This window comes from Bradyrhizobium sp. BWC-3-1, assembly GCF_032917965.1.
Taxonomy (GTDB): Bacteria; Pseudomonadota; Alphaproteobacteria; order Rhizobiales; family Xanthobacteraceae; genus Bradyrhizobium; species Bradyrhizobium canariense_D.
Genome location: NZ_CP136625.1, coordinates 7,515,307 through 7,536,940, shown reverse-complemented (window position 1 = coordinate 7,536,940; position 21,634 = coordinate 7,515,307). Strand labels below are relative to the sequence as shown.

Annotated in this window: 11 protein-coding genes; 6 read left to right on the top strand and 5 right to left on the bottom strand. The window is 59.0% G+C overall.

All coding sequences use genetic code 11. The features are described from left to right. Positions 1-3 precede the first annotated feature (3 nt). The 6 genes from RX329_RS36240 (at position 4) to RX329_RS36215 (ending at position 9,094) form a co-directional block, all read left to right on the top strand. On the top strand, positions 4-792 hold the full coding sequence (locus tag RX329_RS36240; protein ID WP_231189075.1) for an ABC transporter permease: 789 nt from the start codon (positions 4-6) through the stop codon (positions 790-792). A 197-nt stretch (positions 793-989) separates the two neighbouring features. After that, the gene (locus RX329_RS36235) at positions 990-3,002 is read left to right on the top strand and encodes a carbamoyltransferase (protein WP_317245125.1); all 2,013 of its coding nucleotides are present in this window, start codon (positions 990-992) and stop codon (positions 3,000-3,002) included. Between the two features lie 120 nt (positions 3,003-3,122). After that, on the top strand, positions 3,123-4,142 hold the full coding sequence (locus tag RX329_RS36230; RefSeq protein ID WP_317245124.1) for a nodulation protein NodZ: 1,020 nt from the start codon (positions 3,123-3,125) through the stop codon (positions 4,140-4,142). 820 nt (positions 4,143-4,962) lie between these two features. Then, on the top strand, positions 4,963-5,799 hold the full coding sequence (locus tag RX329_RS36225; protein WP_410706167.1) for an SDR family NAD(P)-dependent oxidoreductase: 837 nt from the start codon (positions 4,963-4,965) through the stop codon (positions 5,797-5,799). A gap of 186 nt (positions 5,800-5,985) precedes the next feature. Further along, the gene (nifA, locus tag RX329_RS36220) at positions 5,986-7,800 is read left to right on the top strand and encodes a nif-specific transcriptional activator NifA (protein ID WP_166517533.1); all 1,815 of its coding nucleotides are present in this window, start codon (positions 5,986-5,988) and stop codon (positions 7,798-7,800) included. Between the two features lie 436 nt (positions 7,801-8,236). Beyond that, entirely contained in the window at positions 8,237-9,094 is an 858-nt protein-coding gene (locus RX329_RS36215; RefSeq protein ID WP_007605808.1) for an electron transfer flavoprotein subunit beta/FixA family protein, read from the top strand. Between the two features lie 620 nt (positions 9,095-9,714). Here the strand turns inward: RX329_RS36215 and RX329_RS36210 are convergent. From RX329_RS36210 to RX329_RS36190, 5 genes are all read right to left on the bottom strand, one after another. Next, complete coding sequence (locus RX329_RS36210; protein WP_085348758.1) at positions 9,715-11,031, bottom strand: MFS transporter; 1,317 nt, start codon at positions 11,029-11,031, stop codon at positions 9,715-9,717. A 746-nt stretch (positions 11,032-11,777) separates the two neighbouring features. Further along, positions 11,778-13,604 (bottom strand): glutamine--fructose-6-phosphate transaminase (isomerizing), encoded by a 1,827-nt coding sequence (gene glmS, locus RX329_RS36205; RefSeq protein WP_317245123.1) that lies wholly within the window; start codon positions 13,602-13,604, stop codon positions 11,778-11,780. Positions 13,605-13,813: 209 nt separating this feature from the next. Beyond that, complete coding sequence (locus RX329_RS36200) at positions 13,814-14,797, bottom strand: GDP-L-fucose synthase (protein WP_317245122.1); 984 nt, start codon at positions 14,795-14,797, stop codon at positions 13,814-13,816. Next, the gene (gene gmd / locus RX329_RS36195) at positions 14,778-15,863 is read right to left on the bottom strand and encodes a GDP-mannose 4,6-dehydratase (RefSeq protein WP_085348755.1); all 1,086 of its coding nucleotides are present in this window, start codon (positions 15,861-15,863) and stop codon (positions 14,778-14,780) included. Before gmd ends, RX329_RS36200 begins: the two co-directional genes overlap by 20 nt. A 3,146-nt stretch (positions 15,864-19,009) precedes the next feature. Continuing rightward, positions 19,010-20,896 carry a hypothetical protein gene (locus RX329_RS36190; RefSeq protein ID WP_317245121.1) on the bottom strand — a complete coding sequence of 629 codons (1,887 nt, stop codon included), beginning with the start codon at positions 20,894-20,896 and terminating at the stop codon, positions 19,010-19,012. Positions 20,897-21,634: the final 738 nt, after the last annotated feature.

The window sequence follows — 21,634 nt, the reverse complement described above, 5'->3', positions numbered from 1 at the left end:
ACGATGTGGCAACGTTTTGCGCCCGCGCTCCCTGCTAATCCATGGAACTGGATCGCGGTATGGCGCCGCAACTTTCTGGTCTGGCGGAAAGTCGCTCTGGCCTCGATTCTTGGGAATCTGGCCGAGCCGATGAGCTCTCTGTTCGGTCTTGGCTTTGGCCTCGGAATGATCGTAGGTGGCGTTGAGGGAACTTCATACATTGCGTTTCTGGCGGCTGGCATGGTCGCCACAAGCGCAATGGTCTCCTCAACCTTTGAAACCATCTATGGGGCTTACGCTCGCATGCAGACAGGTTGCACGTGGGAGGCGGTGCTCTGTACGCCTCTCACGCTCGGCGACATTGTTCTAGGTGAAGTGGCATGGGCAGCAAGCAAGGCCTTGCTCGCCGGGACCGCGATCACGATTGTTGCCGTCGCGCTGGGGTATGCAGAGTGGTCGTCCATTCCCTATGCGTTACCAGCCATCGCCCTCACTGGCGTTGCTTTCGCGAGCCTCGCAATGGTCGTTTCCGCTCTTGCACCGAGCCACGACTATTTCATCTTCTACCAATCCCTTATCCTCACGCCCATGATGTATTTGAGCGGGGCGATCTTCCCAATCAGCCAGCTGCCAGGTTCATTTCAACGCATCGCGGCCTTGTTGCCCCTGACACATTCGGTCGATCTCATTCGTCCAGCAATGCTCGGTCGGCCGGTCGACAGCGTCGGTTTGCATGTGGGCACACTGTGCATCTACGCAGCCATTCCCTTCATCGTCTCAGCTGCGCTGCTTCGGCAACGCCTGATGCGGTGAGAGGAACAAGACCTAAAGCGAAGCGTCGCGCGTGCGAGATCAGACACGGACGTAACGAACTTTCGGTTCGCGGCCGACGCTTATACGAGCCTCGTTTCGTTGGCGATGCCTGCGGCCCCGCGGCGACGTGCAGCCTACTCGCCAAGCAAGCGATATGAAATAGGCCAACAGGCCTCTCAAAATGAACGGAGAACAAGATGCTGTGTCTAGGATTGAGTGGCGGGCTTGACAGGGTCTATGAAAACCCGCTGCAACTACCGAACACGTTTCTGCACGACGGCGCCGCGGTGCTCGTCAAGGACGGTCGCGTGATCGCCGCCGTTGAAGAGGAGCGCCTCAACCGCATCAAACATTCGAACAAGCTCCCGAGCAGTGCGATTGAATACTGTCTAGCAGCCGCGGGTGTGGAGCTTCGCGACGTCGATCGTATTGCGTTCTACGCGACTGAAGCCTACTGCAATTCGATACTCGAACGGTTGTTCATCTCACAACCTGAGATCTCAATTCCGCTGGATGCGAATCTCCTGTTGCGGCACCTTCTCGCGGCAGAGTTCGGCACCCAAGTTGACCCTTCGCGGGTGTCATTCGTAGGCCATCACCAGGCCCATGCCGTAAGCGCTTTGGCAATGTCCGGTTTTGAAGAAAGCCTGGTTCTCGCGATCGACGGCTGTGGCGACTTCCTCTCGGGTCTGTTGGCGGTGGGGTCGGGCACCGAAATGACCGAGCTCATGACGTTTCCAGAGACCAACTCTCTCGGACTGTTCTATCTGGAAACGATCCGATACCTCGGCTACGGCCTGTTCGACGAATATAAGGTCATGGGATTGGCTCCTTATGGAGATCCCGCTCGCTATCGCGAGCTCTTCTCCCAATTTTATGAGCTCTCCCCCAACGGTGCCTACCGCGTTCACCTCGACCGTGTCGGCCCGGCATTGCTGCGCAATATCGAGGTCCGGCGAAAGGGAATGCCGTTCACGCAACAACACCGAGATGTGAGCGCTTCATTGCAGGAGGCGCTGGAGCGGATCGTCTTTCACATTCTTCGGCATTATCGTGAGCAGACCGGAATGAAACGGTTGTGCCTGGCTGGCGGGGTAGCCCACAACTGCACGCTAAACGGAAAACTGCTGTACTCAGGGCTATTCGAAGAGATTTTTGTGCAGCCGGCCTCGCATGATGCCGGATGCGCATTGGGTGCGGCGCTGATGGTGTCGAAGGAGGCCGGGCAGGCTCCGCCCCGCGAACGACTACAGGCGGTTTATTGGGGGCCCGATGTCGGCAGCGACGACAGCATTGAACAGGAACTGAAGGGATGGGCCGGACACCTCGAGATTGAACGGACCGCTGACGTCGCAGCCAGAGCAGCCGAGTGGATCGCTGATGGCGCTGTGATCGGGTGGGTACAGGGCCGGTCCGAGTTCGGCCCTCGTGCGCTCGGCAACCGCAGCATTCTTGCGGACCCGAGGCCCGCGGCAAACAAGGACCGGATCAATGCGATGGTCAAGAAGCGCGAGAGTTATCGACCGTTCGCGCCATCGGTTCTCGAGGAGGATGCGGGCGCGTTCTTTGAGTTGCCGGATGGTCGCGCAGAATATCCCTTCATGAATTTCGTCGTGCGCGTGCGCGAATCCATGCGTGCATTGCTGGGCGCGATCACGCATATCGATGGTACGGCTCGGCTGCAAACGGTGTCCCGCACGAGCAATGCCGCCTATTGGGAACTTATCAATGCGTTCAAAGCTCGAACGGGCGTCCCGATTCTGCTTAATACGTCGTTCAACAACAATGCCGAACCGATCGTAGATTCCGTTGCCGATGCGATTACGGCGTTTTTGTCGACCGAGCTGGATGGCCTTGTGGTCGGGTCATTCCTCATCAAAAAGCGGGCAACAACGCTCGAAAATTGGACCGCACTCGCTGTATCACTGCCGCCCCATGTATCTCTTTACCGGGTTCGCGCTCATGCGGGCCGAGACCGCCAGGAGACAATCTGCGAGATCCGCATGGGTCACTCCAGCCATGACAGCGTACGCGTCTCGCATGACCTGTTCGACATGCTGATGCAAATCGAGAAGGAAGCTGTTCTGGCCGATCTTCTCGCCAGGGTCACCTCTGACAGGACCAGGCGCGAAGCTCTCCTGAACGAACTGCGCGGGCTGTGGGATCAGCGTCGTATTCGGCTGCATCCGTCACAGACTGGGCCGTCGTAAAAGGTGCGTAATGTGACACCTCTAGCATGACCTGCCAATCGCAGTGCCGTGCAGGATGAGTTTGCGGTTTGGGTGACTTGCGTCCAGGTGACCAGCGCCCGGCGTAGATCGGCATCGCGGATGAGTTGGTGCGCCACACTCACGCAACGAGAAGGGTTTGATAACGTGACGAAGGAACGCTTTGTTGTTTCTCGGAGGCGCACCGGCTTTGGTGATTGCCTCTGGTCGTTGGCATCAGCCTGGTCGTACGCGCAGCGGACCGGGCGAACGCTCGTTATTGACTGGCGCGGTTCCTGTTATGTCGACCAACCGTTCAGCAATGCCTTTCCGGTGTTCTTCGAGCCGGTTGAGGAGATCGCTGGCGTGCCGGTGATTTGCGATGACAGGCTCAACCAGCTCTCGTTTCCCGGCCCGTTCTTCCCGCCGTGGTGGAATAGGCCATCGATCGACTGTATCAATCGTCCGGACGAGCAGATCTTCCGAGAACGTGACGAACTGACTGAGCTGTTCCAAGCAGGAGACGATAACGAGGCCAACACCATTGTCTGTGACGCTTGCCTGATGTGGCGTTGTGGTGAGGAAGCCGAACGACTGATCTTCCGAAACATCAAACTCAGGTCTGAGATTCGAGCGCGGATCGAGGACTTGTATGAGCAACACTTTAACGGCCATAGTATCATCGGCGTTCATGTTCGGCACGGCAATGGCGAAGATATCATGGGGCATGCTCCGTACTGGGCCGATTCGGAGCTCGCTCTTCGTCAGGTCTGCATGGCAATCCGTAAAGCCATGGCTTTGCCATATCCAAAGCCTGTTAAGATCTTCCTGTGCACGGATAGCGCACAGGTGCTCGATCACATATCGGGTCTGTTTCCCGATATCTTCGCCGTACCAAAACGGTTCCAGGCCGATTTGGCAGGGCCGTTGCATAGTGCGGAAATGGGAATTGAAGGTGGAGCTTCCGCGCTCATCGACATGTATCTTCTTGCGCGATGCGCCACCGTGATCCGCTTTCCCCCCACCAGCGCCTTTACGCGCTATGCCCGTCTGCTCGTGCCACGCATTATTGAATTCGATCTGAGCAATCCCGAGCAGTTGACCCTGGTCGATAATCCATACGAGCATTTCGCGGCTTCATGAGGTGCCGCGAATCTGAACCTGAGCAATCGTCGCCTAGATCGTCGGCCTGATACTGCTGGCTTCCACAGCATCGGGTTTCGCAACGTCCGCAGCTGAGGGCTGACCGACGCCCTGCCGGGATGCAGTGGTACAGCGAATGCCCGGCGAAGCGTAGGCCAATGCCGGCGAGCTCGGCGGCCTTGTCCCGGGATACGTCGGACCGCGACGTGTAAGTCGACCGGCCGGAGAAAAGGTTAGGGTCCCGGCATCGCCGGGCCGAAACCGCCATCGGTGGCCACGCGGTGAAGAGCACGGTAATGGTGGCCCGGGGCGCCGAGGAATCTGACGTAGCAGACGGTCACGTCAGAATGTCCCAGCAGCAAGGACGCGCGTCAGGTAGACGTATCGCCGTTTCTGCGTTAATCCCTTCGCGGTCAGCTCGTCTTCTGGACGACGGCCTTGTTCATGCGCTGGTTGCGAAATACTTTCGACCGCAGCTGATCAACGGCACGAGCCCCAGCCCATCGATGTCGAACCAGAGCCGCATCTGCGGCGGCGCGTCCAACCGAGGAAACTGAACGAACTGGCCATCGATCCTGATCTCCGCACAAGGCAGCTAAACTATCTCCGCCAATTCGAATGAGCCACAGACCACCCCTGGAGTGCGACCCAGTCAACGCGCCCCGGGGGCTTGACGCGGCGTTGCTGTTGTCGAAAAGCAAACAGGCCAGATGTTCAGAACCTGCCATTTGTCGCAAAAGTGCGCCCCTTATGCCCTGCGTCGCTTTGGCCCGGATCCTGCACCAGGTGCACAGCCGATGGGAGCGGAAGGGAGCCGCGTGTGAATCTAGATCTACCAGATGACAAAGCGGTCGTACCTCAATCGTCGGAAACGGACCCTAGCGGTCCAATTCACGCCGATCGAGCGGGCCGTCCGCTGCGTGAGCGAAAGACGCTGGTACTGACCGGGGCATCGCGCGGTATCGGTCGCGCCACCGGAAAATTGTTTTTGAAAGCCGGTTGGCGCATCATTTCTTGCGCGCGCCAACCATTGGACGCGGCGCGTCGCCCATCAGACTCAGAGGGCGACAGCTATATCGAAGTCGACCTGGGCGATCATCGGATGCTGCCGCGCGTGATTGCCGAGATCAAGGAGCGCCTTGCTGGCGCACCGTTGCACGGACTGGTAAACAATGCCGGCAACTCACCAAAAGCGGCAAACGGTACCAGGCTGACATCGCTGGCGACCTCAGTCGACACCTGGATGAGCGTGTTCCACCTCAATCTGGTGGCACCGATCCTACTCGCTCAAGGCCTGTTCGACGAATTGAAAAGGGCGTCAGGCTCGATCGTCAACGTGACGTCGATCGCCGGCTCGCGGGTGCATCCATTTGCTGGCTCGGCATATGCGACTTCGAAAGCTGCGCTCGCTTGTCTCACGCGCGAAATGGCCCACGATTACGCCGCGCATGGCATTCGCGTCAATGCGATCGCGCCCGGCGAAATCAAGATGGACATTTTGTCGCCTGACACGGAAGCGCATCTTGTGCCAAAGATCCCACTCCGCCGAGTGGGTACACCCGAAGAGGTAGCCAAGGTCATTTTCTTCCTATGTTCAGATGCGGCAAGTTATGTCACCGGCGCCGAAGTGCCGACCAATGGCGGGCAACACTTATAATTCAATCAGCCCCTAAAGAGCCCCGGCTGTTCTGAGCGTCATCGATGGGAGCCATGTTGGCCGGGGTGAATCCGCGCAGCGAGTTGGAAAACAAAGCGGCAAAGCGAGCTACTCTAAGTGCTGCCGACGTGCCATGAAGAGGGATAATCTCTCGTCCCGCCCTGAGAACTGGATGTCAGATCGGGCATGCAACACGAATCCAACAAGTCCGATGGGGAGGATCGAGAAAGGAACGGAGAAGTCGTCATGCTAGACAGCATTTCCCTGCGCGAAAACCCAAACTCAACCTCCGACGCGGACGCTTCCGCTTGTATTGTGCGGTCCCAAGAGAAATCGCTAAGCACGATTGTTCAAATAGCGCACACGCTCACTGGCCTATGTCGGCTCGAGGCTAAGCTGACGAGCGTCATCGAGCGCCTGGGATCGCTCGTGCAGATGCGGCGCGGCATCGTATGTCTGTTCGAGCATGACGGCGGGCCGGAGATCATCGTAGAGGACGGCAGGAGCGAAGACCGCGACGCGCGCTGCCGGGTGCGCTTGCCGCAAGGAGCAATCGATCAAATCGTCGCGTCGGGGCAGCCGCTCATCGTGGAGAATCTAGCGCTGCATTCGGCCTTCAGTTCTTCGGAGGTCGATATGCTAAATGCCGGCGGTCATACGCGTGTTGCGTTCATCGGCGTTCCCATAGACGTTGACGGCAAAGTTGTGGGTACGCTGAGCATTGACCGCATCGCGGACAATGGGACGCGTGCGCAGCTCGAGGACGACCTCCGCCTTCTGACGATGGTCGCCAGCCTGCTAGGCCAGACGACGAAACTGCATTGCTCGTTTGTGCGCGATCGCGGGCGCCTTATGGACGAGGAGTTCCGGCTGCAGAAGCAACTCTCCGAGCTCAAGCCTCATGGGCGGGACCGTAAGAAGGTCCAAGTCGAGGGAATGATCGGCGACAGCCCGGCGCTGCGCGCGCTACTTGACAAGATCGAGGTGATCTCAAAATCAAATAGCACGGTTTTGTTGCGTGGCGAATCGGGTACCGGCAAAGAGCTGGTCGCGAAGGCTATTCACGAGCGTTCAGCGCGCGCCAAACGCCCCTTTATCAAGCTGAATTGCGCAGCCCTCACCGAGACCGTGCTGGAATCCGAATTGTTCGGACACGAGAAGGGGGCGTTTACGGGCGCATTCAACGCGCGCAAGGGGCGCTTCGAGATCGCCGACAAGGGAACACTGTTTCTGGATGAGATTGGAGAGATCTCGGGCTCGTTCCAGGCGAAGCTTCTGCGCGTGCTTCAGGAGCAGGAATTCGAGCGGGTGGGCGGCAATCAGACGATCAAAGTCGACGTCCGCGTGATTGCGGCCACGAACAAAAATCTTGAAGAGGCGGTGGCAAGGAACGAGTTCCGTGCCGATCTCTATTACCGCATCAGCGTTGTTCCTCTGCTATTGCCGCCGCTGCGGGAAAGACGCACTGATATTCCGCTTCTCGCCGCTCGTTTTTTGAAGAACTTTAACAATGAGAACGGCCGCACTCTGGTATTCGATTCAAGTGCGATTGAGGTCCTCATGAATTGCGGATTTCCCGGCAATGTCCGTGAGCTCGAAAACTGCGTGCAGCGGACCGCGACGCTAGCGCGAGGATCGTCGATCGTAAGAGATGACTTTGCGTGCTGCCACGGGCAATGCCTGTCGGCTTTGCTATGGAAGTGTGGACCGGCGGAAATGGCCCGACAGCCGAGCCCGACAATCTCACTGCCCGCGAGGCTGAGCATGCCGCCAACACAAGCCGTCACACCCGTTCAGCCGGTGAGCAGCGAGCTGACACCGCTGGGGCCACCCGGGCGCCCCGTGGTGGGTGCCGCGAAAGTCACCGATCGCGAGCGCGTCATCGCAGCCATGGAAAGATCCGGGTGGGTACAGGCGAAGGCGGCGCGCCTGCTTGGACTGACCCCGCGCCAGATTGGCTACGCCTTGCGAAGACACGGCATCGAGATCAAACGCTTCTGAGCCAAGCGTCGAGCTCGCTCCTCTCTCTCTCTCTCTCTCTCTCTCTCTCTCTCTCGCTCGGCCGACTGGCATAGGAGAGCGTGGAAAAGAGGCGGTCGCCAGCTCGGATGCATGACGGGGATGCTAGCGTTGCGCCTTGGGTTGGGATTTACTCGCCGGCGACCCGTAGGGCGTCTTCGCTTCGGCCAGTCTTGTCATCGTCTGTTTGCAACGTACGCGACCTGAAAATGGCTTTGGCGTCGAAGCGGCGCGTGATCGCTGCGGCTCCGTTGCCGCCCCTGACTCCGATCAGCTTGAGATCACGCCGGTGCGTAAACCATCGCAGTTGCGACAACCGGCTCGTCGTCAGCCTGCATTCATTCCTCGTTGGCGAAATGCCTTGGATGGTATGACATTTGCTGCGTCGGGAGTCGGCTCGGCATCTTAGGAGAAGTACATGCACAGCATCGTCTGCATCAAACAAGTCCCCGACTCCGCGCAAATCCGCGTGCACCCTGTTACGAACACGATCATGCGCCAGGGCGTGCCGACAATCATCAACCCCTATGATCTCTTCGCATTGGAAGCTGCGCTCGAGCTAAGAGATCAATTCGGCGGCGAAGTCACCGTCCTGACAATGGGACCGCCGTCGGCCGAAGAATCTCTCCGAAAGGCACTGACATTTGGTGCCGATCGCGCTGTCCTGCTCACCGACCGTAGCTTCGCGGGCTCGGATACGCTGGCGACGAGTTACGCGTTGGCGAGCGCGATTCGCAACATCGGCAAGGAATATGGCCCACCGGACGTCATATTCACCGGCAAGCAGACGATCGACGGCGATACGGCGCAGGTGGGACCTGGCATTGCAAGGCGGCTCGGGGTCCAGCAGCTCACTTATGTTTCCACGATCAAAGCGTTGGACCTCAAGCTACGGACCATCGAGGCCGAACGGCGCTGCGAAGGGGGCGTCCAGGTGTTGGGTTCCAAGCTGCCGTGTCTCGTCAGCATGTTAGAGGCAACAAATCAAATTCGCCGCGGCGCAATGATAGATGCGTTGCGTGCCGCCCGCACCACAATCGTAAAATGGAGCGCCCAAAGTGCTGGCGTGGATGACATGGCCAATTGCGGTCTGAGGGGATCGCCGACCGTGGTCAAGCGTGTGTTCGCGCCCTCCGCGCGAGCGGAGAAGGCGACGTGGGTGGAGGCGGCCGAGCAGCCGGCCCAAGCATTGATCGACGCTATGTTCAAGCGCAACCCTATGCTCGAAACGGAGCTCGCACAGCTCGCCTCATCTGCGCAAGCTCGCGGTGCGTGAAGTCACGGCTGATCGAGCGCAGCGAGCAACAGCCTGGGTCTGGTTACGCATTGGCCCATCGCTCGTTGTACAGGCACGACCAAACTTCTCGACCACTCCCCGCCAGATGCGACAAGAAGGTGAGCCTTCAACCTGCGTACCCGAGCGCCGAGAGGTCGGTATCGGACCAGGATACAAGACGGCCCGCTACGCTAACGTTTGTCGCTACCTGCGAGACGACCAGTCCGCTGGGGAATTCACGCAGCCCGAGGATGTGCGCCTTCGAGTTTTGTGGCGGCCGCACAGAATATCAGAGCGTGGAGCTCGCGCGAGGGATCCCAGTCCTCGCGCGAAATCCGCCGTGTTTCACGCAACTGCAAGTGCGGGCAGCGCACCGTCCGACCACCGGACGGAATCGAGGTTGGCTGATAAGCTAAGCCTTTCCCGGTCAACATCACCGCCAGCTCGTCCCTATACTGCCCCAGATCACATAGGAAGAACCGTGATCGGCAGAACGGCCGCGCAGCATCGTGAAAATCACCGCAGGGATAGTCGCGCACCAACTTCAGTTCAGCCTTCGGCCCCCAACGTCCCGCGGGCGCGCGTGCTAACGCGTGGTAAATTGCGCGCTTACCGCCAAGTTAGGCCGCTCGGGTCGCAACGGCTTTCGCAACTCTCTTGGTGTTTCCTGGATAAATCGTGAGCGCGGCGATAATGCCGAGCAAAGCCGCAAACATCAACCAGAAACCGGGCGACGCCTTGTCATCTGTCCGGTCGATCAGCCAAGTCGATGCAAGCGGCGTAAAGGTGCCAAACAGAGCCGCGGCGAGTGCGAACGCCAAAGAAAAGCAAGTTGTGCGAATGTGCTTCGGCACGATTTCGACCAGAGCGCCCAACATGGCGCCGCTATAGGTGCCAAAGTAAAACGAGAACATCATCTCCACGATCAGCATCTTGCCAAAGCTTGGGTCCGTTACAAGCCAAGACAACGCTGGATATGCAGTCACCAAGGCTAGGCCGGCAATGGTCAGCAGGACCGGTTTCCGGCCGATTCTGTCGGAAATCGCGCCGCCAATTGGGTTCCACATGAAGTTCGTCACCGCGACCAAAAGCGTCACCAAGAGCGTGTTCTGCGTGGACAACTGCAATACGTGCCTGCCGAACGTAGGCGTGTACACCGTCACGAAATAGAATGTCGTGGTCGTCAGCATCGCGATCATCATGCCGAGAATGACGATGCGCCAGTTCGCAAGTGTGGAGGCAAAGACCTCGCGGGCCGTTGGGTGGTTCTTCATGACCAGAAACTCCGGAGTTTCCTCCAGCGTCCGGCGCAGGAAGAAGATAAGCGGTACGATCAAGCAGCCAAGGAAGAACGGGATCCGCCAGCCCCAAGCGGCAACCATTTCGGCCGGAAGTGCTTCGCTCAAAAAATATCCTATAAGAGCCGCGACAAAGATCGCAACCTGCTGGCTCGAGGACTGGAAAGATGTGTAAAAGCCGCGGTTGCCCGGAGTGGCAATCTCGGAGAGGTAAACGGAAACACCACCAACCTCAACGCCGGCAGAAAAGCCCTGCAACAGCCGTCCGAACAGCACGATCGCAGGTGCGGCAATGCCGATCGTCGCGTAGCCCGGACAAAAGGCGATGATGATGGTGCCAATGGCCATGATCGAAAGCGTGATGATCAGGCCTTGCCGACGGCCAATCTGGTCAATATAGGCTCCAAGCACGATCGCACCAACAGGTCGCATCAAGGCACCCAGCCAGAACACACCGAAGGTGTTAAGCAGTGAAGCGGTTTCGCTTCCTGATGGAAAGAACGCGTTTCCGATCGCACTGGCGTAGAACCCGAACAAGAAGAAATCGAACTGCTCGAGGAAGTTGCCGCTCGTGGCACGTAAGATGGCGCCAATGCGCGATTTGGCATTTGAGGCGTGCGCAATGGGCGCTGGTGACATGGCGAGTTTCCTCTCGATTTTGAAATGGCCGCTTCCGGAGAAAATCTCACCGCAGCCGCGTGCAGTTTCATGGCCGCGAATCGGCCATCAGGGCACTATCGACCAAGCCGTAAGCGCCTGACGTTTCCGGCATATTTTCGGCAATTGCCGCAACCCTCACAATTTTCGCTCGTCATTCCGCTCGTGCAGCAGGAGTGGCTCTCAAGCTACTGAACCCTGGGGCAATTCTCGGCGCCAAGGTTGGCGACAAGGCTGTTGTCTGTGGGGTGGCCGAAGTTCTCATCAAGCGTACCGATATGCAGTGAAAGGGGAAGGACGAGATCGGTGGCATACGAGCCGCAGCGAGGAGCTCCGTGAGATGTCGTGCTAGAACAGCTCGCGAGCCTGCGATTGGGGCCGAACCGCGCTATTATCTCACCCGATCTCCAGCGATGTCGATATGCTCAAAGTTAACCGGTGGTTCGCCGGAAAGGATTTTGTGAGCGCGCTGGCGATCAAGCGCGGCGCCGACGGCCATGCTTGGAAACAGCCACGTTGTCCTTCGAGCGAGGCGCGCCTCGTACTTCGAGGGGCGCTCCGGTTCCTATGTGGTCCAAACCCGGCGTCTCCGTAAACAGGGCCAAGAACAGGCACAAGCCTCGCGGTGGCATCGGGGCCTGGAGCTGGGCGGCACATCGTGATACGATCTGACCGCGGCTCGCGCATTCGGAATCTGACCACGACAACTGAGGTCGCATCACTTTGCCTTATTCGACGGTTACCGATTTCGCGAGATTTCGGGGTTGGTCGACGTCCGTGCCTATGAGGAGGGCCGTGTGGTAGGCCAGGAGCTGCACCGGAATCGCATAGACAATCGAGGTGAATGTCGCACCCATCTCCGGCAGCACAATGGTCGCGAGTGAATCCATGGACACGTCTGCGGCTCCCCTAGCGTCGGTTATCAAGATAATCTTGCCACCGCGTGCAGCGACCTCCTGCATGTTCGAGATGGTCTTTTCGAACACCCGGTCGGAAGGAGCGATGACGATTACGGGAACACTCTCGTCGACCAAGGCGATCGGGCCGTGCTTGAGCTCCCCGGCCGCATAGCCCTCGGCGTGAATATAGGATATCTCCTTCAGCTTCAGTGCCCCTTCCATGGCCAGTGGAAACGAGGTGCCGCGACCAAGATATAGCACGTCACGCGATTTGGTGATGTCGCGTGCGAGCTTCTCGATCTGCGGCTCGTTGGCCAGCGCCGCTGAAACGAGCCGAGGAATTTCGATCAGCTCGCGTACCAGATCGATGCTGTCGCCCTCCGACAATTCACCGCGCGCATTGCCCGCGGCGACCGCAAGCGCCGCCAGGACGACGAGCTGGCATGTGAACGCCTTGGTCGAGGCAACGCCGATTTCGGGCCCCGCGAATGTCGGCAACACTGTCCCGCTTTCGCGCGCAATGGTCGAACTCAGTACGTTCACGATCGAGAGGGTATGCAGACCTTGCGATTTGGCGTAGCGGAGCGCGGCCAGGGTATCGGCGGTCTCGCCGGACTGCGAGATGAAGATCGCAAGATCTCCTTGGCGCATCGGTGCCTCACGATACCGAAATTCGGAGGCGACATCGAGCTCGACCGGAATACGAGCCAGCCGCTCGAACCAGTATTTGGCGATGTGGCCGGCGTAGCCGGCCGTACCGCAAGCCGTGACCGAGATATGTCCGATCTCATTGAAGTCGAACGGAAGCTCCTGCGGCAGTGCCACGCTCTCGCTGGCAATATCGACGTAATGCGCAAGCGTATGCCCGATCACCTCCGGCTGTTCGTGGATTTCCTTCGCCATGAAGTGGCGGTAGTTCGCTTTCTCGACGAGAGCCGACGACGCGCCAGAGTTCACCAGATCCCGGCGGACGACTGTGCCTTGTGCGTCGTAGACCACGCTGAAGTTGCGGTTGAGCACAGCCCAATCGCCATCCTCAAGGTAGGTGATCAAGTCGGTAAGGGGCGCGAGCGCGATAGCATCCGATCCGAGATACATTTCGCCTTCGCCATGCCCGATCGCCAGTGGTGAGCCCTTGCGCGCACCGATCATGAGGTCGTGTTGGCCCTTGAACAGGATTGCAAGCGCAAACGCGCCCACTAGCCGCGGCAGCGACGCTTTTACTGCCTCCTGCGGCGAGCAGCCATTCTTCAGATAAGAGTCGATGAGATGTGCCACCACCTCCGTGTCTGTTTCAGAGGCGAAACAGGCGCCATGCTGTTTCAGCTCCGCGCGCAGCTCCCGGAAATTCTCGATTATGCCGTTATGGACGACCGCAACATTGTCCGTTGCATGCGGATGAGCGTTGTGTTCGGTTGGCTTGCCATGAGTAGCCCAGCGCGTGTGCCCAATCCCGACATGGCCCGAAAGCGGATGGCAGCGAACACGTGTCTCAAGGTTTTTCAGCTTTCCCTCGGCGCGTCGAAGCTCGATGTGATTTCCTTTGAGCGTTCCGATGCCAGCTGAGTCGTAGCCGCGATATTCCAGTCGTTTAAGTGAATCGATGAGGCGATCCGCGACCGGACCGCGCCCCAAGATGCCTACAATTCCGCACATGGTAACCAGTTTACCTCAACTTCAAAACAGAGCGTCTCGCAAGACGCGCCTGACCAATTCGCTCGCTATTTATCAACCGGTGTAGTCGTGCCGGCCTTCCATCGCGCACGCGTCACTCGGCGTGCGCGAGCTCAAAGCAACACCGGAAACCCAATCGAAGTCGCCAGACGATCCGAAGCAACTTTCTGGGAATCGGACAATGAGCGCCGTCAGCAATTAACAGCTGCAAGATTCTCTCCTTTGTCCGATTTGGCCGATACCGCTAAGAAGTCCTGATAGGTCTGCCGCATTCCATCTGTAAGCCATGTCCTCGCGCGCCAGCCGAGCTTTGCGAGGCGGCTGACGTCGAGCAGCTTGCGCGGCGTACCGTCGGGGCGCGAGGTGTCGAAGGCGATCTCGCCGCTGTAGCCGACGATCTCTGCGACGACGCGCGCGAACTCGGCGATGGTGACGTCCTCGCCGGTGCCGATGTTGATCAGCTCTGCTCCCGAATAGGTCTTCATCAGGTACACGCAGGCGTCTGCCATGTCGTCGACATAGAGGAATTCGCGCCGTGGCGTGCCGGTGCCCCACACGGCAACGCTCTTGGCACCCGCGACCTTCGCCTCGTGGAAGCGCCGGATCAGCGCCGCGACGACATGGCTCAGTTCGGGATGATAATTGTCGCCGGGGCCGTAGAGATTGGTCGGCATTACGCTGATGAAGTCGCTGCCATACTGGCTGCGATAGGCCTCCACCATCTTGATCCCGGCGATTTTTGCAATTGCATAGGGCTCGTTGGTTGGTTCCAGCGGGCCCGTCAGGACCGCATCTTCTCGCAACGGCTGCGGCGCCAGTTTCGGATAGATGCAGGACGAGCCCAGAAACATTAGCTTCTCGGCGCCGTTCTGGTGCGCGGCCTGGATCACGTTAGCCGCGATCGCAATGTTCTCGTAGATGAATTCTGCACGCAGTGTGTTGTTGGCGGCGATGCCGCCGACCTTTGCCGCGGCGAGGAAGATCACCTGCGGCCGCGTTCTTGCGAACCAGTCGAACACCGCCGCCTGGTTGCACAGATCAACCTCGCGCCGGTCCACGGTGACGAGCTTGACGTCCTCCCGCGCCAGCCGGCGCGCAAGCGCGCTGCCGACCATGCCGCGATGGCCGGCTACGTAGACACTCTTGCCTGTCAGCTCAAACGGAGCGTTTGCCACTCGTCGCGTCCCGTTTTGCTACCGCCAGATCGCTCGCCATCATCTCCGCGACGAGCTCTGCAAAGCTCCGCTTCGGCCTCCAGCCGAGCACCTCGCGCGCCTTGCTGGCGTCGCCGACGAGGAGATCGACCTCGGTGGGCCGGAAATAGGTCGGATCGATCTTCACCACCGTCTTGCCGCTCATCTCGTCCACGCCGGTCTCCTCGACGCCTGTCCCGCGCCATGCGATGCGGCGACCGAGCTGGGCGAACGATAGCTCGACCATCTCGCGCACCGAGTGCATCTCGCCGGTGGCGAGCACGAAATCGTCGGGCTTGTCGGCTTGCAGGATCTTGTGCATGCCCTCGACGTAGTCGCGCGCATGGCCCCAGTCGCGCTTGGCTTCGAGATTGCCGAGATAGAGCGTCTCCTCCAGCCCGACCTCGATACGGGCGACAGCGCGCGTGATCTTGCGGGTCACAAACGTCTCGCCGCGGATCGGGCTCTCGTGATTGAACAGGATACCGTTGCTCGCGAACATGCCATAGGCTTCGCGGTAATTCACCGTGATCCAGTAGCCGTAGAGCTTTGCGACGCCGTAAGGCGAGCGCGGATAGAACGGCGTGGTCTCCTTCTGCGGGATCTCCTGGACGAGGCCGTAGAGCTCCGAAGTCGACGCCTGGTAGAACCGCGTCTCCTTCTCTATGCCGAGGATGCGGATCGCTTCCAGCAGGCGGAGTACGCCGATGCCGTCGGCATTGGCCGTGTATTCCGGGCTCTCGAAGCTGACGGCGACGTGGCTCTGGGCGGCGAGATTGTAGATCTCGGTCGGCCGGATCTGCTGCACCAGGCGGATCAGATTGCTCGAATCCGTCATATCGCCGTAGTGCATCAGGAACGGCACGTCGCCGACATGCGGATCCTGGTAGAGATGATCAACGCGCGCGGTGTTGAACGAGGACGAGCGCCGCTTGATGCCGTGCACGACATAGCCGAGCGACAGCAGATGTTCGGAAAGATAGGCGCCGTCCTGGCCGGTCACGCCGGTGATTAGAGCGACCCGCCGTTTGCTCTCTTGGCTTAACAAATGATTCCTCTGCGCAGGCTAATGTCGTCCCCGATCGACGACGTCAATCGCGGCTGGCTCTTCGAAATGCGGAAGCGTCACGCTCTCGAACTGCCGAAGTGTGGACCTCTACAGGTATTGCGTCGATTGCTCAACTGTACGGAGGTAAACCTCCCACCTCGAAAGAGTTTTGAAGGACTATACGAAAGTTTGTAGCCGGCAGATTTCGTTCGGCCTTCGTCAGGCGCTTCTCTATTGCTTGAGTGCGCTCAATGAATTGCGGCGCAGTCAAAAGGTAAGCAGGCCGTTCGGCCGAGAAGCGTTCTGCAGTCTCTCCATGCTCAGCTCGCGCGTCGAGCCAAGGAGTGTCCCTCATTTCTTGTCCTTGCCTAGAAATTTCGAGTCTTGCTGTTCATCCAGTGCAACTGCGAGCAAGCCCGGCAAACAAAGCCTTGAAAGTTGTTCTCTGTCGCGCAGTCCGTATCATCGATCAATCTCGGGACGATCGTGTTGGTGGTCGGATAAGCATAGGTGAAGGCGCGCATATTGCAGTCCCACGGCAGAAACACGCGGGATGAGCTGATCGTGGAGGGAGCCGACTCGGGCTGTTTAAGCACGCGCCGCCTGCTCGAATGCGCCAAAAGGGGCGTGAGCTTAGAGGCGCGCCATCGAAATGGATCGCTGCCTTATCGGGTTTGAACGCCGCCGAGATCAATCTTCGATCGCTCGCGTGTCTAAACTTCCACATCATTTCCGTTCCAAGGCGATCACATGAGGTTTCCAATGCTCGTTCGTCGGGTGTTGAGGGGCTCGTTGCCTGCATCGGCGTTCGGCCCTGGGGCAATCGTCAGGCCTGCATCTCGAGCAGGCCCAGCTCGCGGAGCTAGCGGCAGCTCTCTTGCTGCCGCAATCAGCCGCTTACCATGCCGCGCGCTCGTCCCGGATTACTCGTTGTCATCTAGTCTGCTTTTCGTTTAAGGACGGGCGCGTCCGTCCGACCATGGCATGACGTGCATTCGGACATGGTGATAAGCGCACCATGATGACGGCTTTTGGCGCAGTCCCGTCACAATTGGTTCCCCGCACATATACGCTCTTCCAGGATCGCCATTCTTGAAGCCAACAATTGCCCGACATTGGCCCTCACAATGGTCGACGAGCAACACCGTGTTGGATCCATCGGGTCTTCTCACATCACCGCTCCAGGATAGCGCATCAGTCTCGCGGCGGCTCGTTGGCACTTGGCGCTCGCAACCGTATTGCGAAGTCTCCAATGCTGGATTGGTCCTTCTTACATCTGGGCAATCGTGACCTCATGCGACTTGGCGATTTGCGTAGACAGAAGAGGAACAGCGTCCTTCGCACTCAGCGCGATCCTCAGCCGCTTTGGCAGAACACCTCTCATGACACGCGATCGGCTTGCTCCGCTTTTGTCCACAGGAATTCTAGGGCGACTGAAGATTGGAGCCAACTAGCAGGGGCACTCTACAATCTGACGCTACGTACGATTCAATCCCCTGCGGGGGTTATCGCGGGAATATGTCACGCCAGGAGCCAGCCGCGACGGGAGGAGGGCGGGAGGCGCTGCGCCAAAGCGGCTGGCCTTCGCTATTCGTCCTCCGCGGAATTGCGCAGCCAGGGTCTGCTCAAGTGTGCCGGCATAGCCACGCCGCGGCAGTGAGGCTGCTGGTCGTGGCAATGAGCGATCACGCGTGTCAATGAAGTTCTTGTAAGGTCCATGGAATAGGAGCGCGCTCGCCGGCCGAATCAAGCGTCCATGGCGAGGATGCTCTGTGGCATCTGTGCGAATTGGCGCCTCGTCTATCCGGCCGAGCTCTCCCGCTACGCTGTCTGGATGGGGCTGCTTCCCGGGATTTCTAGAGGCTGGCGTCGCTAGGCAGAATGGGAAACGAGGTCCATCGGCAGCGGTTATTCCGGTCAATGAGTGCAATTCCCGTCAAGGCACTGAGCAGTGACTTTGCCGTTCCAGACAACTTGGACGATGGACCTCGAAAGGCGCCGTCAGGTGCAGGCCGCGTCAGGTCAGCGATGATTGCGGGTTCGATCCATGTGGGGGCCGTCATGCGTTGGAAGACGGCGCCCAAGCGGTGCTCAGCCCTGGTCCCGTTCAGAGCATCGCGGTTTAAGTCCGGATTGGTGCGTTTGCTACAATCGTGGCTGGTCTCCAACAGTTGCTATGGGCGCGTGCAACTCCAGAGCGGCCACGGAAAAGGCGGAAAGTCTGACGGCAATCAAACGGCTGTTGGAACGAGCGGCGCAGCCCATGCTCTCGGATCGCCGGGCAGGGCCTCGTAGGCGGCGATCGGCGCTCCTCCCCATTCATCTTGAGGCGCGAGCGACTGTTAAGCCGGCATTCTCCAGTGCATCCAAGATCCTATCAGCAACCACCCGGGGATCGCGCTGGTCCTCTATGCTCACGCTACAGGCCAAGGTAGCTGCCATGATCGCGTGAGCCGTTTTGCGCTGGAGGCTGTCGTACTCGGCATACTCGCCGCAAATGTTGCAGGTGATCACTGGTCGGCCGGCCCAGGGGTCGTGCATTGCGATCTCGCACCAGTTATCTCCGTGACATTTCTGGCAGAGCATAATTAGAGAGTTCCTTGTGGTTTGAGCTCGCGCTACGTGGTCGTCTGTTGAACGACTGCTTGGCATCCAAAGCTGCAGAAGCCACTGCACTCTGGAGGCGCTGTTGCCGTCCTGAAAAACACGATGTACGCGGGCTCCGGAGCAATCCGCCCGAAAGGGCTGCGGCGTGAGCGAACACTTGATGCATCTCTGCCGAGAGCGGCGGCGATGACGCGCCTCCGTGCTCTTCTGGAAAATCCGTTGAACGCAGAGCGCCGAGCACCTGCAGAGATCTGCCGCGGCCGTTCAATGCACCATTCGACATAGTGCCGCCCGTCAGAACCTCGCTACTCACTACGCGTGGATCATTGCCTTTGATGGCTGAAAGTACGACCAGAAATCCGCTCCGCTGAACGAGCTTGCGAGCCCATCTCGTCGCCTATCTCGATCACCTCGCGCCTAAAAGTGTGGTGCCGTTGGTCGCGCCGCTTGCTCGCGTCATCCTGCATTGAGTTATCGTCCTTTGGAGCAGCGTTGCCCTTCGTGCCTTACGAGCGGTGTGCAGCCGTGTTCCGTTTGCTTCAAAACGCCGCATGACATGGTGTTCGTCGTCGGTCACCTAGCGCTGTCCAATTGCCGATAGCCGCAGCGGCTCGATGACAGATCGCCACTTCGGGCCACTTGGCTAACCCATTCGCCAAGTATGCGAGCTCTTGCTCGGTGAAACGCGCAGTCCCGGTGAGGCGGCGCAGGACCTCCTGGGAGATTACGACGGCGACTTCGCGACAGGTGACCTCTTTCGGCCAGTGACTGAACGCACGCATGAGCTGAGCAAGCTCCTGCTCGCTAAAATCACAAACCTGGAAAGTGCGGCGAAGAATCTCCTGCGCGATGGCTACCGTCGCATGGCGAGAGATCTCCTCTTGTCGCCATTTGCTGAAGCCGTTGGCGAGGATCGCCAGTGCTCGACGCGTAAAATGAGAAAGCCGGTCGGAACGGCAGGCCCGAGAAAGGACCTCGTGCGCGATCGCAGTCTTAGCTTCGCGCAGCGGAACTTCCGTTGGCCATTTGCTGAAGCCGTTCAACAGAATAGCCAGTCCTTGCTGCGTAAAATCACAGAGCTGACCGGCCCGTCGGGCGCGGTAAACGACCTCCCGGGCGAGCGCAGCCGTCGCGGCGCGAAGAGACAGCTGTTGTGGCCACTTGCTGAACCCATTTACGAGGTTCGCCAGTGCCTGTTCAGTAATGCAGGAGACGCCGTCGGCGCGGTCACAGCGGGCGAGCACTTCACCGGCAATTTCAATTGTGGCTTGGCGGCAGCTCGGGTCCTGCCGCCATTTGCTGAAACCGTTTACCAGCACCCCGAGTTCCTGGTAACGAAAATAAGAGAGGCGCTCGGTACCGCGAGCGTGACGGATGACTTGATCCGCGATCGCGACGCTCGCCGCGAGACAGGCAACCTCCGCCGTCCATTTGCTGAAGCCGTTTACCAGACTCGCCAACTCATGGTGATCGACGGAAAGCCCGCGGCGAACGAGTTCTCCTGCAATCTTGGCGGTGGCTTGCCGAGGCGCGAGCTCGCCCGGCCACCTGCTGAATCCGTTTACGAGCTTAGCCAGGCGCTGCTGACTGAAATCGGAGAGCTGATCGGAGCGGCGGAGAAGTTCGTTGCTGATCGCGATCGCTGCCTTGCGACAACTCGAATCTTCCGGCCGCTTGCTAAAGACGCTGACCAGATTCGCCAGCTGTTCCTGGGTAAAATCGGAGAGTCGATCGCTTCGGCGCACAAGCTCATCTGCGACGATCACAACTGCCGTGTGAAAGCGTTCCTCTGCTAGCCATTTTCCGACGCCGTTCACGAGCAATGATAGATGCCGCGGGGTGAGCGCTGAGAGGCGATCATCCGAACGCGTACGGCAAGAAATCTCAGTCGCGATTCTGAGGGCGGCTTCACGAACCGCCGGTTGATCCGGCCACTTGCTAAAGCCGCTTATCAGCAATGATAGGTGCTGGCCGGTTAGGTCCTGGAGCGGCTCGCTCTTGTCGCGGCAAACTTCAGCAATTCTGATCATGCCATCGCGGCAGTCGGAAGACGCAGGATGGCGGCCAAATGAACACGCAAAGAGCGAAAGTGATGTGAAGTCGACTTGTTCCATCAGTGCATCACTAAGGCGGGAGAGCTGAGCCGCCAGAGCTTTGGAAAGATCGGTACCTGCCTGACCGCCAGACTGCCGGCTGAGCGCATCACATACTGTGGCGTATTTCGATGCTAGCTTGAGGCGGATGTCTTCCTCAAATCGTGGAACAAATGCGATCCTGAACGCAGTCGCGGCCTTTCGCAGGAAGCGTGCGCGATTTGATCTCGTGAGTTGCTTGGAATCGTCGAATAGTGAACCTGAGAATGCGCGCACGTCCTGACAACGGCAAGCGTGCCTGATTGTTGCGAGAAGCTCATCGAGTGTGGCCATCGTTCGATTTGGTGGCTCTGAGTGCTCCGCGCGAACGTGCTGCTCGAAGCGGAGCCGGTCGAGTGAGACTGCTTGTCCAGGGCGCGTCATCTGTCGTCCCTTCCCTGGCCAGGATCTCGAACTGAAATCGGATCGCGACATTGCTCACGCAAGCTGACTCGAGTTCGGACAGGTAGCGCTGGCGCCCTCACCCCGTAATATCTGCTGCACAGGCCAAGTGCGTTCGGTCTGCAAGCCGTCGCTCCCAAGCCATCGGCAGGCGATCGTGGACGCTCGCCCGCAAGAAGACCCTACAATCTGACGCTGCGTCCGATTCAAGCCATTTATGTCGAGAGCCGCGCATTTCGCGCAGAATTCTGCGTGAACGGCCGGTGAAGCCAAATCTCGTCCATCATGCCGCGTTGCCCTTCCAATCGGCCTTCTCAACCGACGGATTGCAGTGAAGCTTACTCGCCGCGCTTACGTTTCGCCCAGCGGCTTGTCGCATGTCGGACATTAACAAAGCGAGTGACAGCGCTAACGGCAAATGAGGTGCTTTTGTGAAAGCCAGCCTACGGGATCTTACGTAGGGCCCGTGTCGCATTTTCTTGATCTAAACATTGCATCCTCTTTTGCATGAAGCAGAAAAATCTATTCTCAGACGCCAAACATTGGCGAGGCCGTGCGGAAGCGACCCGACTAAAAGCGGAGTCGATCGACGACGACACATCTAGATGCAGGCTCCTCAAGGTCGCTGAG

Coding starts and splice junctions, on each gene's coding strand:
- RX329_RS36240 (WP_231189075.1), top strand. CDS start 4: ATGTGGCAACGTTTTGCGCCCGCGCTCCCTGCTAATCCATGGAACTGG.
- RX329_RS36235 (WP_317245125.1), top strand. CDS start 990: ATGCTGTGTCTAGGATTGAGTGGCGGGCTTGACAGGGTCTATGAAAAC.
- RX329_RS36230 (WP_317245124.1), top strand. CDS start 3,123: ATGAGTTGGTGCGCCACACTCACGCAACGAGAAGGGTTTGATAACGTG.
- nifA (WP_166517533.1), top strand. CDS start 5,986: ATGCAACACGAATCCAACAAGTCCGATGGGGAGGATCGAGAAAGGAAC.
- RX329_RS36215 (WP_007605808.1), top strand. CDS start 8,237: ATGCACAGCATCGTCTGCATCAAACAAGTCCCCGACTCCGCGCAAATC.
- RX329_RS36210 (WP_085348758.1), bottom strand. CDS start 11,031: ATGTCACCAGCGCCCATTGCGCACGCCTCAAATGCCAAATCGCGCATT.
- glmS (WP_317245123.1), bottom strand. CDS start 13,604: ATGTGCGGAATTGTAGGCATCTTGGGGCGCGGTCCGGTCGCGGATCGC.
- RX329_RS36190 (WP_317245121.1), bottom strand. CDS start 20,896: ATGGCCACACTCGATGAGCTTCTCGCAACAATCAGGCACGCTTGCCGT.